The 15,235-nt window shown below is 56.1% G+C and carries 11 protein-coding genes; 7 read left to right on the top strand and 4 right to left on the bottom strand.

Features of this window, described 5'->3' with window-relative positions:
• The first annotated feature begins 25 nt into the window (after nt 1–25).
• The 4 genes from HU718_RS08705 to queC all read left to right on the top strand — a co-directional run bounded on the left by HU718_RS08705 (nt 26) and on the right by queC (nt 6,719).
• Nucleotides 26–4,603: an RHS repeat-associated core domain-containing protein gene (locus HU718_RS08705; RefSeq protein ID WP_225936849.1), complete on the top strand. Its 4,578-nt coding sequence runs from the start codon at nt 26–28 to the stop codon at nt 4,601–4,603.
• Nucleotides 4,604–5,155 carry an Imm15 family immunity protein gene (locus tag HU718_RS08700; protein WP_225936848.1) on the top strand — a complete coding sequence of 184 codons (552 nt, stop codon included), beginning with the start codon at nt 4,604–4,606 and terminating at the stop codon, nt 5,153–5,155. It abuts the gene before it with no gap.
• A 200-nt stretch (nt 5,156–5,355) separates the two neighbouring features.
• Complete coding sequence (locus HU718_RS08695) at nt 5,356–5,823, top strand: SUKH-3 domain-containing protein (RefSeq protein WP_186616385.1); 468 nt, start codon at nt 5,356–5,358, stop codon at nt 5,821–5,823.
• Between the two features lie 197 nt (nt 5,824–6,020).
• Nucleotides 6,021–6,719, top strand: coding sequence for a 7-cyano-7-deazaguanine synthase QueC (queC, locus tag HU718_RS08690; protein ID WP_007919656.1), 699 nt, complete (start codon nt 6,021–6,023; stop codon nt 6,717–6,719).
• A gap of 53 nt (nt 6,720–6,772) precedes the next feature.
• Here queC and HU718_RS08685 read toward each other — a convergent pair whose 3' ends face one another.
• Together HU718_RS08685 and HU718_RS08680 are read right to left on the bottom strand one after the other, a co-directional pair.
• Nucleotides 6,773–7,651 carry a queuosine precursor transporter gene (locus tag HU718_RS08685; RefSeq protein ID WP_016987923.1) on the bottom strand — a complete coding sequence of 293 codons (879 nt, stop codon included), beginning with the start codon at nt 7,649–7,651 and terminating at the stop codon, nt 6,773–6,775.
• The gene (locus HU718_RS08680) at nt 7,635–8,240 is read right to left on the bottom strand and encodes a helix-turn-helix transcriptional regulator (RefSeq protein WP_186616397.1); all 606 of its coding nucleotides are present in this window, start codon (nt 8,238–8,240) and stop codon (nt 7,635–7,637) included. The genes HU718_RS08685 and HU718_RS08680 overlap by 17 nt, the downstream gene beginning before the upstream one ends.
• Nucleotides 8,241–8,772: 532 nt before the next feature.
• On the opposite strand from HU718_RS08680, the gene glyA reads away from it, so the two are divergent.
• Complete coding sequence (glyA, locus tag HU718_RS08675) at nt 8,773–10,122, top strand: serine hydroxymethyltransferase (RefSeq protein ID WP_186616386.1); 1,350 nt, start codon at nt 8,773–8,775, stop codon at nt 10,120–10,122.
• A gap of 68 nt (nt 10,123–10,190) precedes the next feature.
• Here glyA and HU718_RS08670 read toward each other — a convergent pair whose 3' ends face one another.
• A complete protein-coding gene (locus HU718_RS08670; RefSeq protein WP_095122757.1) occupies nt 10,191–11,609 on the bottom strand; it encodes an amino acid permease in 1,419 nt (472 codons plus the stop codon).
• 893 nt (nt 11,610–12,502) lie between these two features.
• On the opposite strand from HU718_RS08670, the gene HU718_RS08665 reads away from it, so the two are divergent.
• Complete coding sequence (locus HU718_RS08665; RefSeq protein ID WP_003222780.1) at nt 12,503–12,640, top strand: hypothetical protein; 138 nt, start codon at nt 12,503–12,505, stop codon at nt 12,638–12,640.
• 71 nt (nt 12,641–12,711) lie between these two features.
• The gene (locus HU718_RS08660; protein WP_186616387.1) at nt 12,712–13,677 is read left to right on the top strand and encodes a M29 family metallopeptidase; all 966 of its coding nucleotides are present in this window, start codon (nt 12,712–12,714) and stop codon (nt 13,675–13,677) included.
• A 197-nt stretch (nt 13,678–13,874) separates the two neighbouring features.
• On the opposite strand, the gene rluB is transcribed toward HU718_RS08660, so the two are convergent.
• Nucleotides 13,875–15,095: a 23S rRNA pseudouridine(2605) synthase RluB gene (rluB, locus tag HU718_RS08655; protein WP_095122761.1), complete on the bottom strand. Its 1,221-nt coding sequence runs from the start codon at nt 15,093–15,095 to the stop codon at nt 13,875–13,877.
• Nucleotides 15,096–15,235: the final 140 nt, after the last annotated feature.

The raw sequence follows: 15,235 nt of genomic DNA, 5'->3' as shown, positions 1-15,235 counted from the left end.
CCTTGTCGCCGGGTGAGATGCCGTAATGACCACTGAAACTGCTGTCGCAAAACGTGAGCCCCAAGCTGCCATCGTTCCACTCAATGCCATCGACGTTCAGGACGTCGCCAGCAGTGCGGCGGCTTTCGATGCCTGGCTGCAATCCGCCACCGATGGCGTGGTCACGCTTGACCGGATCAAGAACTACGCCGGTTTCTTGCCGGTGGTCGGCAACATCATGGCGCTCGTCGATGCGCTGAGTGACATTGTCACCCTGTCGGACGCCAAGCAACGCGACTTGCTCACGTGGGCCAGCCTTGGCATCAACCTGATCGGCGTCTTGCCGTTGCCGCCGTCGATGGCAGCGGCGCGCATGACCCTGCGGCCGACGCTGTTTCTGGTACGTCAGGAGATGAGGGCCAGCGGCAAGTTGCTGCTCAGCACTTCCGTGATCGAGGTACTGGTCGGTCACCTGAACGCCTCGATCATCGGCACCCTCGATGACTTTGTTGAGCAAGCCAAAGGCAAGTTGCCGGGGATTCTGGCGGACGCTGGCAAGCTCGGCGAACAAATCATCAACGAGATTGCCACCGGTATCGAAACAACGGCCCTTGGCCGGCTGGATGCCAAGGGTGATCTGGAGGAAGCCAGCGCGAGAGCCAGCGTCGGGCGTGGCCAACTCCTCAACGACCCCCTCGCGACGGCCGACAACTTTTTAGCGGCGGCCAACAGCGCCTTGAAAGCGGCAGGCAAGGGCTTGGCCAACAGCGTCGCGCAGAATCTGGTGTCGACCAAGCTCCAGACACAGATCACCACCGAGACCGGAAAACTGCGCGCGATGGGCCCGGAACTGCGCACGCAGTTGAGCAAGCTCGACGATAAAAATGTGCAGAACTCCATCGGCTGGCTGCTGCAGATCCTGTCCAGTGCCGTGACCCTGTGGCGCAAGCGCTATGCCCATGGCCAGAACGCCGCGGTCCATACGGAGAAGACCGGTAAGGCCACCCACACGGCAGCGGAAGGCGAATTGGGTGTTAACAACAAGCAAGCCCCAGCGAAAAGCGCGCCCAATCCGGAGAAAGGTCCCTGTAAATGTGCCACTGAATTCAGCATCAACTTTGCCTTGGGTTCGGAAAGCCTCAGCCATACCGATTTCAGCCTGCCCGGCCCCTTCCCGATCGAATGGACGCGCACCTACAACTCACGCCTCGACGCCTACGATCAGAGCGACCTCGGCGCTCGCTGGATCAGCGAATTCACCACGCGCTTTGACTGCCTGGATGATGGCCTGACGTTCTACGGCGCCGACGGCCGTGACCACAGCTATCCGTTGCCTAAAGTCGGCCTGTTCCACTACGACGCCATCGAAGACATCACCCTGGTCCGCAACAGCGAAGAGCAGTTGTTGCTGTGCCGTGGTTTCGAGCGCAAGGAAACCTACGTCCGCCGTGGCCAGCGCTTTGTGCTGAGCAACATCTCACTGCGCAACGGCGCCGGAGTGATGCTGCATTACGAGCATCGTCACGGCGAACACTCGCTGCTCTCCGACCTGATCACCTATCAGGAAAACGACTTCACCAAAGTGCACCTGCACCTCGGCACGATGATCGACGATCACGGCCGGTTTATCGGCCTCTGGCAGATCGATGACGGCGAACCGCTGCGCCAGCTCTGCGCCTATCAGTACGACGCCTATGGCGACCTGATTCAGGCACAGGACGAGAACGGCGCCGTCTGGTCATATCAGTTCGAGCATCACCTGATCACCCGCTACACCGACCGCACCGGGCGCGGCATGAACCTGCAGTGGGACGGATCGAGCGCCAAGGCCAAAGCCATTCGCGAATGGGCCGACGACGGCAGCTTCGACACGCGCCTGGAGTGGGACGAAAACATCCGTCTGACCTACGTCACCGACGCGCTTGGCAACGAGACCTGGCACTACTACGACATCCTTGGCTACACCTATCGCATTCGCTACGCCGACGAGCGTTCGGAATGGTTCTTCCGCGACGAGGCCAAGAACATCGTGCGCCGCGTCAATGCCGATGGCAGCACCGATCGCTACAGCTACGATGAGCGCAGCAACCTGCTCGAACACATCCGCGCCGATCACACGGTGATGCATTACGCCTACGATGATCAGGACCTGCTGATCAAGATCAGTGACGCCGAGGGCGGTCAGTGGCAGCGCGCCTATGACGACCAAGGCAACCTGGTCGAAGCGCTGGATCCGCTGGGCAACAAAACCGAATACGCCTACAACAAATCCGGCCAGCCCACCGCGATCAAGGACGCCAACGGCAACGAAAAAACCCTCGACTACAACGACGCCGGGCAACTGGTCGAGTACGTCGATTGCTCGGGCAAAACCAGCGCGTGGGAGTACAACGAACTGGGGCAGATGATCTGCTTCACCGACGCTGCCGGCAACGCCACCGAGTACGAATACAAGGCCGGCCAACTGGTGCTGATCAAGCACCCGGACAAGACCGAAGAGCGCTTTGAGCGCGACGCCGAAGGTCGGCTGCTGGCGCATGTCGACGCTCTCGATCGTTGCACCACCTGGAGCTATAGCGCTGCCGGTTTGATCGCTGAACGTGTCGATGCCGCAGAGCAAACCCTGCGCTATCGCTGGGACCGTCTCGGACGGTTAACGGCGCTGGAAAACGAAAACGAACAGCGTGCGCACTTCCACTACGACCCGGTCGGACGCCTGCTCGAAGAACGTGGTTTCGATGGACGCAGCACGCGTTATCAGTACGACCCGCTCACCGGGCGCCTCGCGCAATCGATCAATGGCCAACGCGTCATCTCGCTGAACTTCGACCCGATGGGCCGTTTGACCGAACGTCGTGCCACCTTGGGCGACCAATCGCAAAGCGAGACTTTCGCTTACGATGGCAACGGCAACCTGGTGCTGGCCGACAACGCCGACAGCCGCCTGCAATGGTTCCATGACCCGGCCGGCAATCTGCTGCGCGAACACCAACATTACCTCGGACTGGAAAAACCCACCGTCGCGATCTGGCAGCACGAGTACGACGTGCTCAACCAACGAGTCGCCAGCGTGCGCCCCGACGGCCACCGCGTCAGCTGGCTGACTTACGGCAGCGGCCACCTGCTCGGCCTACGCCTCGATGAACACGAACTGATCGGCTACGAACGCGACGACCTGCACCGCGAAGTCGCCCGCCATCAAGGCAACCACCTGCTGCAAACCCAAAGCTGGGACCCGGCCGGCCGTTTGCAAGAACAACTGCTGGGCCGCAGCGACGACAAATCCACGCTGCTCAAACGCGAGTACAGCTACGACGCCGCCGGCCAACTGACCGACATCAACGACAGCCGTCGCGGCCCGCTCGCCTATCGCTACGATCCGGTCGGCCGACTGCTCAGCGCCACCACACGTCAAGGCGTGGAAACCTTCGCTTTCGACCCGGCCGGCAACCTGCTCGACGACAAGGCGACAGAAATTCGCCGCCCACTGGACCTGACCCCACCACGCAGCAAACTGGTCGATAACCTCCTGCGCGAATACGCCGGCACCCACTACGACTACGACGAACGCGGCAACCAGATTCAGCGCTGGCACAACGGCCAACGCAGTGATCTACGTTGGGATCTGTTTGATCGACTGGTGCATTTCGAAGACCCGCGCCTGAGCGTGGATTTCGCCTACGACGCACTGGGACGCCGCCTGCACAAAAACTCCCGCGCACATTACAAACAGCGTCCTGAAGCAGGCTCTCTCTGGAACAGAAACGAACACGCGCGCAAACAGCGCGAGCTGGGTTGCGGCTTCACCTTGTACGGTTGGGATGGTGACAACCTCGCCTGGGAAAGCAGTCCGGCACAAAGCGATGGCGAACCGGGTCGCACGGTGCACTACGTCTTCGAACCCGGCACTTTTGTCCCTGTTGCACAAGCTGTACGGCACGCGCCGATCGATCTGATTGGGCTGCCGGATTACACCGGTGAATACAGCCTCGATGAAGACCCGGTGTGGAATCACAAGGCAACGGCATTACCGTTTGACGCGTTGGCCTGGTATCAGTGTGATCACCTCGGCACCCCGCAAGAACTGACTGATTCCCAAGGCAACCTGGCCTGGACCGCGCAATACAAGGCGTGGGGACAGGTGACGGAGCAGCGCTCGGAGTGGGCGCGGCAGCATGGTGTGATGAACCCGATACGGTTCCAGGGTCAATATCACGATCATGAGACGGGGCTGCATTACAATCGGTATCGGTACTATGATCCGGGGGTTGGGCGGTTTATTAGTCAAGATCCGATTGGCTACGCTGGAGGTTTGAACCTCTTCGAGTACGCTCCGAATCCTTCGAACTGGGTCGATCCATTAGGATTGGCTAAAAAAGGTGCACAACCTGGAGGCACACCCAAACAGGCTCAATCAAAGGTTAGAAGAGGCCAAGCACCTGCGGAAATTACTCGAATTGACGAGCCTGAACAGAGTGTACCTAGCAGCCAATGGCATGCACACTGCAAGTGCGGGTCCGGATACAATCTTGATGGGTCAATACATGATAAAGGAAAAGGGGACGTGACTTTTTCCAAGAAAACAAAAGAATGGCTAAACGATCATGGATGGAGTATCCCTTAAATGAAGCTGGTTGAACTTTATAACAAAATCATAAGTAAAGAACCGTACAACAACATGAACGTGTTCTTTGAAAGCTACGAAAGCTTCGAAGAGATACCGATCGTATCCAGATACAGCCGCTTGGATTTTTTAAAAGAGGAGATGAACAACGATAAAGTTTCGGAATTCCTAGTGAGTACCGCTATCTTTTTAATGAATTCTATAAAGATAATGGGGACGACAGACAAGCCAGATTTCTACGCCATTACTTTCACCGATTTTGATGGACTAGATGAGGGTGACGTCATTATTCCAAATATTTTTGTTTATCCAGGACCTGCTTCAAACGGGTTTATGGATAAGATACGCGTAAAAAAAAGAAAAGCAGTGTCACGAGAAATGAAAGAAGTAAAAAAGAACTTTCACATGTTAGGTTTTGAGACTGTTTTTGACTTTCATGAAAGCAGGTTTTATGACTCCGCATCCAAAGATGAAATTATTAGGATTTTTGCCGTCCCAAAAATATCGAGCAGTAAAATTAAGGAGTCAAACTCTTTAAGCTCTGAGCATTAAGGTGTTACGCATGTGCAATATCAAACACCTAGATAAAAAATATTTTTTACATTCGAATTATGAAAGCCTGACGAATTCAAGTTAATGCTTAACGACCTATTTCAACTGAAAAATATAGACAATATAGAAATAACTCTTGAAACCAACTTCATCGGGGCGACCGTTAATGCAGAAACGCTGCCTACGCCTGGACGCTCCCAATGCACCCGCTGATCGAACTTCCCGAGACTCTCCACCCACTGTTCCTGGCTGCCGGTTGGCCTGTGACCCATATCGTGCCATTGCCGGATTTCGTCCCGCGCGAACATCCGGCCGCTGCTCTGCTCGAACAACTGGCCGGCCTGACCGTCGGCACCTGCGGCCCAGGCGAAGACTGCGCTACCAGCGATGTAGCGTTTTGCGCCTTTAAGCACCTGTATGGAGATGAAGACTTCTTGGCCTGGCAGCAACGCTTGGGCAGCACCTTGGTGAACATCGCCGAAATTCATCATGGCCACGCTGCACTGTTGATGGACGAAAAAGGTCGCTGCTACGCCATGAGTTTCATTCATGACGGGTTCTGGCTGCAGGGCAGAACTTTTGTCGAAGCGATGGAAAAGCTAGTGTTTGGGCGCAAGTGCGGTGAGCAAGTGGCGCTGGCCACACCGGGCGCCGTGCCAGTTGTTTAAATCCCTCTGCTTTTAGCAACGGTCTAAAAACGGTTCCTATTTAACATGCCTATTATTCAGGTATTGAAGCCTCACTCCACCTCAAGATCGCCGCTCACGGACTCACGCGCGCATCTGGACTCGGCACCGAACTCCATCCCTATTTCGAGTATCATCTCCCTCTTTGCCCTCAAGACCTCAATGCAGGAAGCATAACCATGACCAACAAAGCAGTTATCGTATTCAGCGGCGGGCAGGACTCCACCACGTGCTTGATCCACGCCCTGACCCATTACGATGAAGTCCACTGCATCACGTTCGACTATGGTCAGCGTCATCACGCGGAAATTGAAGTGGCGCAGCAGCTGTCGAAAAAGCTCGGTGTCACCGTGCATAAAACGCTGGATGTGTCCTTGCTCAATGAGCTAGCCATCAGCAGCCTGACCCGCGATAACATTCCGGTCCCGACCGTGAACAGTTCCGGCGAGAGCCTGCCAAGCACCTTTGTTCCAGGGCGGAACATTCTGTTTCTGACCCTGGCCTCTATCTATGCCTATCAAGTCCAGGCCAAAACGGTCATTACCGGTGTTTGTGAAACCGACTTCTCGGGCTATCCCGATTGCCGGGATGAGTTCGTCAAGGCCTTGAATAAAGCCCTTGAATTGGGCATGGATTACAAGCTGCAACTGGATACGCCATTGATGTGGCTGAACAAGGCAGAAACCTGGGCCTTGGCTGATTACCACCATCAACTGGATCTGGTTCGCGAAGAAACACTGACTTGCTACAACGGCATCAAGGGCACTGGATGTTCCGATTGCGACGCCTGTAATCTTCGCGCCAAAGGCTTGAATGAGTTCCTGAACAATAAAGTACAGGTGACTCAACGTTTGAAAGAGAAACTTGGCTTAAAGTAAAACCGCAAAAAGAAGCGCTCACTCAAGCATGCCGAGTGAGCGCCCTCCTCTCTTTATTGCGTCTGCGCACCCGTCAGGTATTTCTTGAACAATGATCTTGCGCCGTAGGCCGGCAAGATATTAAAGAAGGCAAAACCTACCTTGATTGCGATCTGAACGTAGATCATGCCCAGTATCGCGCTATTTTCCATCGTCCCGTAGAAAGCGATATAGCAGAACAGAAAGCTGTCGATGATCACAGCAAACAATGTGCTTAAAAACACTCGCAAAAACAGAAATCTGGAATTTGTGAGTTCTTTGATTTTGCACAACAGGTACGAGTTTATGTTCTCGGAAACCAGAAACGATATAGAAGACGCTACCAGAACTGCTGACAACTGACTGATAACATCATTGTAAGCGCCATCGAGTTTCCAGCCCGGCAATCCCGGAAGATGAGTCGTGATGGCCAGCAGAATGATAATCGCGGCGTTGCTGATGAACGCGAACAGGATCGCTTTTCGCGCGAGCCTCAGGCCAAACGTTTCGTTAAGCAAGTCGACGATCAGGAATGTCAGCGGATAGAGGAAGGTGCCCGGCGTTACGACAATATCAAAATACTCGAGGTAGATCGGTTTTGTCGCTGCAATACTGGTAAAAATGTAAAGCGTGAACAGCATCAGGTTCAGGATGATGTAGATCATCCAGGAACTCTCATGACGGTCATTGATTTCGTAAGCGGTGAGTGCGCCGCCCTGGGAGTAAAACTTCTTGTAGAGGTTTTTCACTTCGATTTTATTCAGATTATCCATAATCTCACTATTCAACACTTCACTTAGCTTTATTTTAATTATTTTGCCTGTCGCAATAACCATGATAACGGCCAGGCTTTTTCCATTTTCGAACCCCAGCAACTTGTACTTGCTGTTTTCAACATCAACACTGCAATCCATTAAATCGTTCCTCGATTACATCTCCGATTACGCATACACGATCCGTATCAAAGCTGCCTTCATGGCTTATAGATAACTTCGCTGTGATTTTGTCATACACCAGCTTTTCCCTGTCGCTGGTCGACGCTCCTTTCTGCACGATCAACAGATCGCCAGGTTCATTCATACCGCTGATTTCATTTTCCAGCAAAACGCCAATCAGGTTAAAGGACGCGCCAAAATAGTAAGTCAGTGGATAAATCGTGGCCAACTCACCAATTCTCTTATCCAGACTTTGCAGCAGCAGACTTTCCTTGATGACAGGCACCGCCGCCGGATTCATGTTCCCCTGTGGCGAAATACTGCTTTCGATGATTTCCTTTTCTTCAAAATCAATCGTCTCTATTTCTTCGTAAGACACCCCGAAGAAATCAGAAATCTTGCGCACAGTGGACTGCTGGACATTGACCACCTTGCCTTCAAGGATGTTGTAGATGGTCGTTCGGGTCAAACCACTGGAGTTGCACAAGGACAGTTGCGTCTCCCCGCGACTCTTTATCAGGTATTTGATGTTGTTCTTCAGATTCTCCGATCTTTCTCTTCTGTGCATCACATGCTTATCATCCATTTTTAACTGCAATCAATGTCACGTCCCGAATGATCATTCCGAACATACACAAGTGAGGTAGGAAATTGCAGTTATATCCCTGTCAGTGCCGCGCAGGATCATAGCATTCTCCCTCCCTGGGTTCGGTATAAAAAGTCAGCTTTCACAGGCGGCTTCCGCCAACGTGCGGGGTCATTTCAGCCTCCGTACGGACTCGTCAGTTCCTTTCGACTTCCACCCAAGGCCGGAAAATCGGCACCGGGCAATGCCTGTTTTACACCCGACGCGACCACAAAAAGAATCATTTTCTTTGAATAATGTTCATTTTTTTGATTAATTCTGTGGCGTTCCTCACTGAAAAATTTATGATGCGTCAACCCGGCGTCTCATTCTCAAGAGTGAAAGAACGAAAAACCGGGAGGCCTGTACAGGGTTTAGTTTTGCGCGCACAGCGGTCAAAACACGGATTCGCCTGTACAGATCTGGCAAGCAAGGACATGCGCAAATCACGCAAAACCAGGGAAGGAATCAAGCAATGGCAGTCATTACTGAACCGCTCAAGAACCAGGCTGACTTGCTGCGACGCGGCCTGGCGGATCTTCGCGCAGAAGACGCCGAACTGGCGGCCATTCTCGACGCTGAAGTCACGCGTCAACAGCACACGCTTTCACTGGTCTCCTCCTCCTGCGCAGTCCAGCCGCGAACCTTGGCGGCCTCCGCTTCCGTGCTGGTCAACGTGACCGCTGAAGGCATGTCCGGCAAGCACCACAGCGCAGGGTGCGAGAACGTCGAGCGGGTCGAATCGCTGGCCATCCGCCGGGCGCGGCAACTGTTCGGCGCGCAATACGCCAACGTGCAGCCACACTCAGCGTCAAACGCCGTTTACCAAGTGCTCACAGCTTTGCTAGAGCCGGGCGATACCTTGTTGGGCATGGCGGTGGAACACGGCGGTCATCTCACGCATGGCAGCCTCGCCGCGTTTTCCGGCGCCTACTACAAGGCGATTCAGTACGGCACGACAGCAGACGGCCTGATCGATTACGACAAGGTGCGCCTGCTCGCACTCGCCCATCGCCCACGCGTGATCCTCTGCGGCGCCAGCGCCTATTCGCGCGAAGTGGACTTCAAGCGGTTTCGCGAAATTGCCGATGAAGCCGGGGCCATCCTGCTCGCCGACATTTCGCATATCGCCGGGCTGGTCGCCACCGGGCGCCACCCAAGTCCGATCGACGCCGCCCATGTCACCGTCACCTGCACGCACAAGCAACTCGCCGGGCCTCGTGGTGGCGTGATTCTCAGCGGTGCTGATGCGAACACCAAGATTCCTGGCTTGCGGACCACCTTCAGTCGCCTGCTTGATCAAGCCGTTTACCCGCGAATGCAGGGCGCGCCTGCTGCCAACATGATCGCTGCGAAAGCTGCCGCGCTGGGTTATGCAATGTCCGCAGCATTCGATGCCTGCATGGCGCAGATCCGCAGCACGGCGGATGAAATGGCCAAAGCGTTTCAGGCCAAGGAGTATGAAGTGGTCGGCGGCTGCAGTGAAAACCACACGGTGCTGGTTCGCTTGCGGGGTGGCATCACGGGGGCTATCGCGGAGGCGGCGCTGGGGCACTGCGGGATCATCGTCAGCAAACATCGCGTACCCGAGGATCCCCGCTCGGCACTGGTTACCAGCGGGCTGCGTATCGGCACGGGCGCGCTGGCGCAACGCCGGGTCGATGTCCACGGCAGCCGCCAGATCGTCGATTTGATCGTGCGGATTCTGAATACGGTGGCGCCGCTCGGCGAACAGGATTACACCCTGGAACCGCTGCTCCTCACGCAGTTTCGCTCAGAGGTCGAAACCCTGTGCAGGGACTATCCTCTCGCCGACTATCAATAGCGTTCCAACATTTGCAGCCATAAAAAAACCCGGCGCTCAGGCCGGGTTTTGTGTTTCTGCGTCAGCGCTTACTTGGCAGCACCTGCCGCGTGCACGGCCTGCTGCGCACCGCGCTTGTTCTTGATCACGTAGCAGACCCACATGAACACGACCCACAGCGGAATCGCATACACCGAGATCTGAATGCCCGGGATCAGCAGCATCACGCCAAGGATGAACGCAACGAACGCCAGGCAGATGTAGTTGCCGTACGGATACCACAGCGCCTTGAACAGCGGCGTCTGCTGGGTCTTGTTCATGTGCTGGCGGAACTTGAAGTGCGAGAAGCTGATCATCGCCCAGTTGATCACCAGCGTCGCAACCACCAGCGACATCAGCAGTTCCAGCGCGTGCTGCGGAATAAAGTAGTTGAGCAACACAGCGACCAGGGTCACCGCCGCCGAAGCCAGAATCGACCGCACCGGCACGCCACGCTTGTCGATCTTCGCCAGACCTTTCGGCGCATCGCCCTGCTCGGCCATGCCCAGTAGCATGCGGCTGTTGCAGTAGGTGCCGCTGTTGTACACCGACAACGCTGCGGTCAACACCACAAAGTTGAGGATGTGCGCGGCGGTGTTGCTGCCGAGCATCGAGAACACTTGCACGAACGGGCTGCCGCTGTACGAATCGCCGGACGCGTTGAGGGTTTCCAGCAGGCTGTCCCATGGGGTCAGCGACAGCAGGATCACCAGTGCACCGATGTAGAAAATCAGGATCCGGTAGATCACCTGGTTGATCGCTTTCGGGATCACGGTTTTCGGCTTGTCGGCTTCAGCGGCGGTGAAACCGAGCATTTCCAGACCGCCGAAGGAGAACATGATGATCGCCATGGCCATCACCAGTCCGCTGACGCCGTTCGGGAAGAACCCGCCGTGCGACCACAGGTTGGTTACCGACGCTTGCGGACCGCCGTTGCCGCTGACCAGCAGGTAGCTGCCGAGCGCAATCATGCCGACGATCGCCACAACCTTGATGATCGCGAACCAGAACTCGGCTTCACCGAAGACTTTGACGTTGGCCAGGTTGATCGCGTTGATCAGCACGAAGAAGGCTGCCGCAGAGACCCAGGTCGGGATGTCCGGGGCCCAATAGTGGATGTATTTGCCGACTGCGGTCAGCTCCGACATGCCCACCAGAATGTACAGAATCCAGCAGTTCCAGCCCGACAGAAAGCCGGCAAAGCCGCCCCAGTACTTGTGCGCGAAATGGCTGAAGGAACCGGCCACCGGCTCTTCGACGATCATCTCGCCGAGCTGGCGCATGATCATGAAGGCGATGAAGCCGCAGATGGCGTAGCCGAGAATCATCGACGGGCCGGCGGATTTCAGTACCCCGGCCGAGCCGAGGAACAATCCGGTACCGATCGCGCCACCGAGGGCGATCAGTTGAATATGGCGATTTTTCAGGCCGCGTTTCAGCTCGCCTGATTGCGAGGGTTGTCCACTCATGAAAAAGGTCTCACGCAAGGTTTGATGATGTTCAGTAGACGTTGCTGCAAGGTTGCGATTTCAAGCAGCCCCGATCAAACCCCAGCGCAGGCACCAGGAGTTCAGCTTATTTACAACGGTCATGCGTCACCTGTTTGTTTTTATCTGTGACGAAATCGAACCCGAAACGCTTGTGGCGCGACGGAGTGAACAAGGCGGATAGCCTTGAGATTTTTGCGATTACGCAGAGGGTCACAGTTAAAACGCGGCGCATTGTACACCGCTAACCCCCTGCTGCCAGACCCCGCTGGATCAGCGTGATGGTTGCCGGGATTGCGTGTGTCCGCCTCGAGACACCCGAGCGGCTGCAAAAATTGAGTCAGGCCTTTGCAGGCCATCGGCGTGGACGAGGAAAAAACCGTCCCACGGAGAGAGGTGGAGATCAGTCACGGCGTTCATTGCGCCTCCTTCTTGTTATGCACCTGCACGACAGGCATGGGGCGCATCTCACCCTGCAAACGCCGCTGAAACAAGCGTGCCAGAGCCCTGCCCGGCCCGCGGCGGAGCAGGCTGCGGCAGCTTTTCCTTACAGCGGTCATGACGGGTTGGTTTCACTCGGTTTTATCGGGTTTTTCGTAAACATTTCTTTACGATGCGTAACGCAGAGTTTCCATTTCAGAAAATTCTGTCGGACGTCTGCAAATTGACGGTCGCTAGCTTGCTAATGAAAACCACGACTTAGTTTTTTGTTTTCAAATAAGAAAAACCCAGAAAAAAAACAGAATAAAAAGTCTATTTAAAAATTAAATGAATAATTTTTTGCATTACAAAAAACCCTGAACTAGGTTCTTCACGTCTTGCCGGCCACCTCGACCGGCCAGTCACAACCGTGAAAGTCATCTAGGAGATCGACCATGCAAGCACTGGAAAAAGACTTGGATACCGAACTGCAACTGGACGAATGGTTTGAAGCACCGACCCACGAGGCAGCAGTAGAAATGATGCAAGCCGACGCGGTAGTTCCGTTCGGCACGGCGATGTGGCCTCTGTAAGACATCACCGGGCAGGCACGATCCGGCCGGTCGTGCCTGCCACTTTCTTCACGGTCAGTCAGGGAGGACTCATGGATAAGCCCCGCGCGATCTCGCATTTCCTTTACTACCTAGAACACCACCCTGCCCTTGCCGGCCTCGACTCGGCGAAGGTACTGCTCGGCCACACGGCTGATTATGAAGCGCTGACCGGCGCGATCGCCGAACAGGCTGGCGATCATCCTCGTTTCCAGTTCAGCGCCCGACGTCTGGACCTGGATAGCACCGCAACGCTGACTTCGGCGATTACCGACAGCGATCTGTACATTTTCTTCTACGACTCTTCCACCCTGCCCAACCCGCGTCCCGACGGCCCGGAGTTCGTCCGTGCGCTGCAAGGCGTGATGGCAGAAAACTGGAAGAAGTCGCTGCTGTTCAAGGATTACGGCGATTATTTCTACGACACCTTCAGCGTCACCCCGCAGCGCATCGCCGGGCTCAACAGTCACCTGATCCAGCGCATGTCCCAGGCGACCACGCTGAGCTTCAAGGACGATGACGGCTCATGGTTCGAAACGCCGCTGAGCAGCATCAAGAAGTGGACCGACATCAACGGCGTCGGCAACTTCGACCTGGCGCCCGGCGAAATCGCCACGCACAGTGAAGCCATCAATGGCCATGTGAAGTTCAAGGGCACGTTCCTCAGCACCATTCCGTTCGCGCGCAAGTACGGCGTGCTGGAGTCGCCGCTGGAGCTGTGGATCGAGAATTCCACCATCAGCCGCATCGCCACCGAGGTGCCGGGGCTGGAGCATGATTTCAACAAGTATCTGGATGCCAACCCTTCAAACCGGCGGATTGAGGAGTTGGGGATTGGCACCAATGAAGGCGTGAAGGATTTGTATGCGCGTAATGCCGGATTTGAGGAGCGGCATTGTGGCTTGCACCTTGGCTTGGGCGGTGGCGCCAAGGGTAGTCATCATCTGGATCTGATCTTTTCTGGCGGGGTGTTGGCGCTGGATGACAAGCCGGTGTTTGATGGGCGTTTTGTGTTTTAGGCGACTGACGCCTTCGCGAGCAGGCTCGCTCCCACAGGGAATTTATGTTCCACGCAATTCCAATGTGGGAGCGAGCCTGCTCGCGAAGAGGCCGAATCAGTCGCTACATGACTTCTGCCAGACGAAAAAAAACGCCAACCCTGAGGTTGGCGTTTCTGCTTTAGCTTGAAGCTTGCCGCTAGAAGCTCACAGCTGCCTTACTCCGGTTTCTTGCGACCAAACCCTGGACGCTGACCGGAACCGGCCGGCGCACCACGACGCTTGCCCGACGGCTTGTCGCCATCAACCAGCTTGATCCCCGGACGCTTCGGCGCAGGTTTGGCCGGACGCTTGTTGGTGGTGTCCGCTGGACGATCCGCCACTGGCGTACCGCGACCGGCAGGCGCACCACGCTCGCCACGTTCAGTACGACCGTTGGCTGGACGCGGAGTGCGCTCGCCGTCACGGGCGACTGGCTTGCGACCTGGACGCTCGCCTTCGATCTGCGGCTCACGGCTTGGACGTGGGCCGGTCGGCGCGCCAGCGGCTGGACGCAGCGTGCGGACGCGCTCGGTCTTGGCCATCGGCCGCGACGATTTGCGCTGCATACGCTCAAGTTTGTCTTTGCTCTTGGCGTTCAGCTGCGGCATGGCAACCGGCGTCAGGCCGACTTCAGCACTGAGGATGTCGACTTCGTACTGGCTCATTTCGCGCCAGCGGCCCATCGGCAGGTCGGAGTTGAGGAACACCGGGCCGAAACGCACGCGCTTCAGACGGCTGACCACCAGACCTTGCGATTCCCACAGACGACGAACCTCACGGTTACGGCCTTCCATCACCACGCAGTGATACCAGTGGTTGAAGCCTTCGCCGCCCGGTGCCTGTTTGATGTCGGTGAACTTGGCCGGGCCGTCTTCCAGCACCACGCCAGCCTTCAAACGCTCGATCATCTCGTCGTCGACTTCACCGCGTACACGCACGGCGTACTCACGGTCCATCTCGTAGGACGGGTGCATCAGGCGGTTGGCCAGTTCACCGTCGGTGGTGAACATCAGCAGACCGGTGGTGTTGATGTCGAGACGACCGATGTTGATCCAGCGCCCTTCTTTCGGACGCGGCAGCTTGTCGAACACGGTCGGACGGCCTTCCGGGTCGTCACGGGTGCAGATCTCGCCATCGGGCTTGTTGTACATGATCACGCGGCGCACCGATTCGGCCGCCTCTTCGCGCTTGATCACCTTGCCATCAATAGTGATGGCGTCGTGCATGTCGACGCGCAGACCGAGGGTGGCGTCTTTGCCATTGACCTTGATCCGGCCCTGGCTGATCCAGGATTCCACGTCACGGCGCGAACCGACGCCGATACGGGCGAGGACTTTCTGCAGCTTTTCGCCTGCTGGGCCGATTTCCTGGTCGTCTTTCTGAATGATGTCGCTCATCTGGGCACCTCCCGGTGTGGTCTGTTCAGGCGGCGCCTGAAGCATTGAAATCTGGGTTCTCGGCCGAAGGGATCGGCGAAGGGTCGCGAATCATACGCGGATGTGCGCCGTCGCGCATCAGAGACTAGCTGATCGATCGA

This window comes from Pseudomonas tensinigenes, assembly GCF_014268445.2.
Lineage (GTDB): Bacteria > Pseudomonadota > Gammaproteobacteria > Pseudomonadales > Pseudomonadaceae > Aquipseudomonas > Aquipseudomonas tensinigenes.
The sequence above is the reverse complement of the archived record's forward strand: the minus strand, read 5'-3'. Positions and strand labels throughout refer to the sequence as shown.

Bases quoted from the DNA above. Each gene is read 5' to 3' on its own strand.
- HU718_RS08705 (WP_225936849.1), top strand. From the start codon at position 26: ATGACCACTGAAACTGCTGTCGCAAAACGTGAGCCCCAAGCTGCCATC.
- HU718_RS08700 (WP_225936848.1), top strand. From the start codon at position 4,604: ATGAAGCTGGTTGAACTTTATAACAAAATCATAAGTAAAGAACCGTAC.
- HU718_RS08695 (WP_186616385.1), top strand. From the start codon at position 5,356: ATGCACCCGCTGATCGAACTTCCCGAGACTCTCCACCCACTGTTCCTG.
- queC (WP_007919656.1), top strand. From the start codon at position 6,021: ATGACCAACAAAGCAGTTATCGTATTCAGCGGCGGGCAGGACTCCACC.
- HU718_RS08685 (WP_016987923.1), bottom strand. From the start codon at position 7,651: ATGGATTGCAGTGTTGATGTTGAAAACAGCAAGTACAAGTTGCTGGGG.
- HU718_RS08680 (WP_186616397.1), bottom strand. From the start codon at position 8,240: ATGCACAGAAGAGAAAGATCGGAGAATCTGAAGAACAACATCAAATAC.
- glyA (WP_186616386.1), top strand. From the start codon at position 8,773: ATGGCAGTCATTACTGAACCGCTCAAGAACCAGGCTGACTTGCTGCGA.
- HU718_RS08670 (WP_095122757.1), bottom strand. From the start codon at position 11,609: ATGAGTGGACAACCCTCGCAATCAGGCGAGCTGAAACGCGGCCTGAAA.
- HU718_RS08665 (WP_003222780.1), top strand. From the start codon at position 12,503: ATGCAAGCACTGGAAAAAGACTTGGATACCGAACTGCAACTGGACGAA.
- HU718_RS08660 (WP_186616387.1), top strand. From the start codon at position 12,712: ATGGATAAGCCCCGCGCGATCTCGCATTTCCTTTACTACCTAGAACAC.
- rluB (WP_095122761.1), bottom strand. From the start codon at position 15,095: ATGAGCGACATCATTCAGAAAGACGACCAGGAAATCGGCCCAGCAGGC.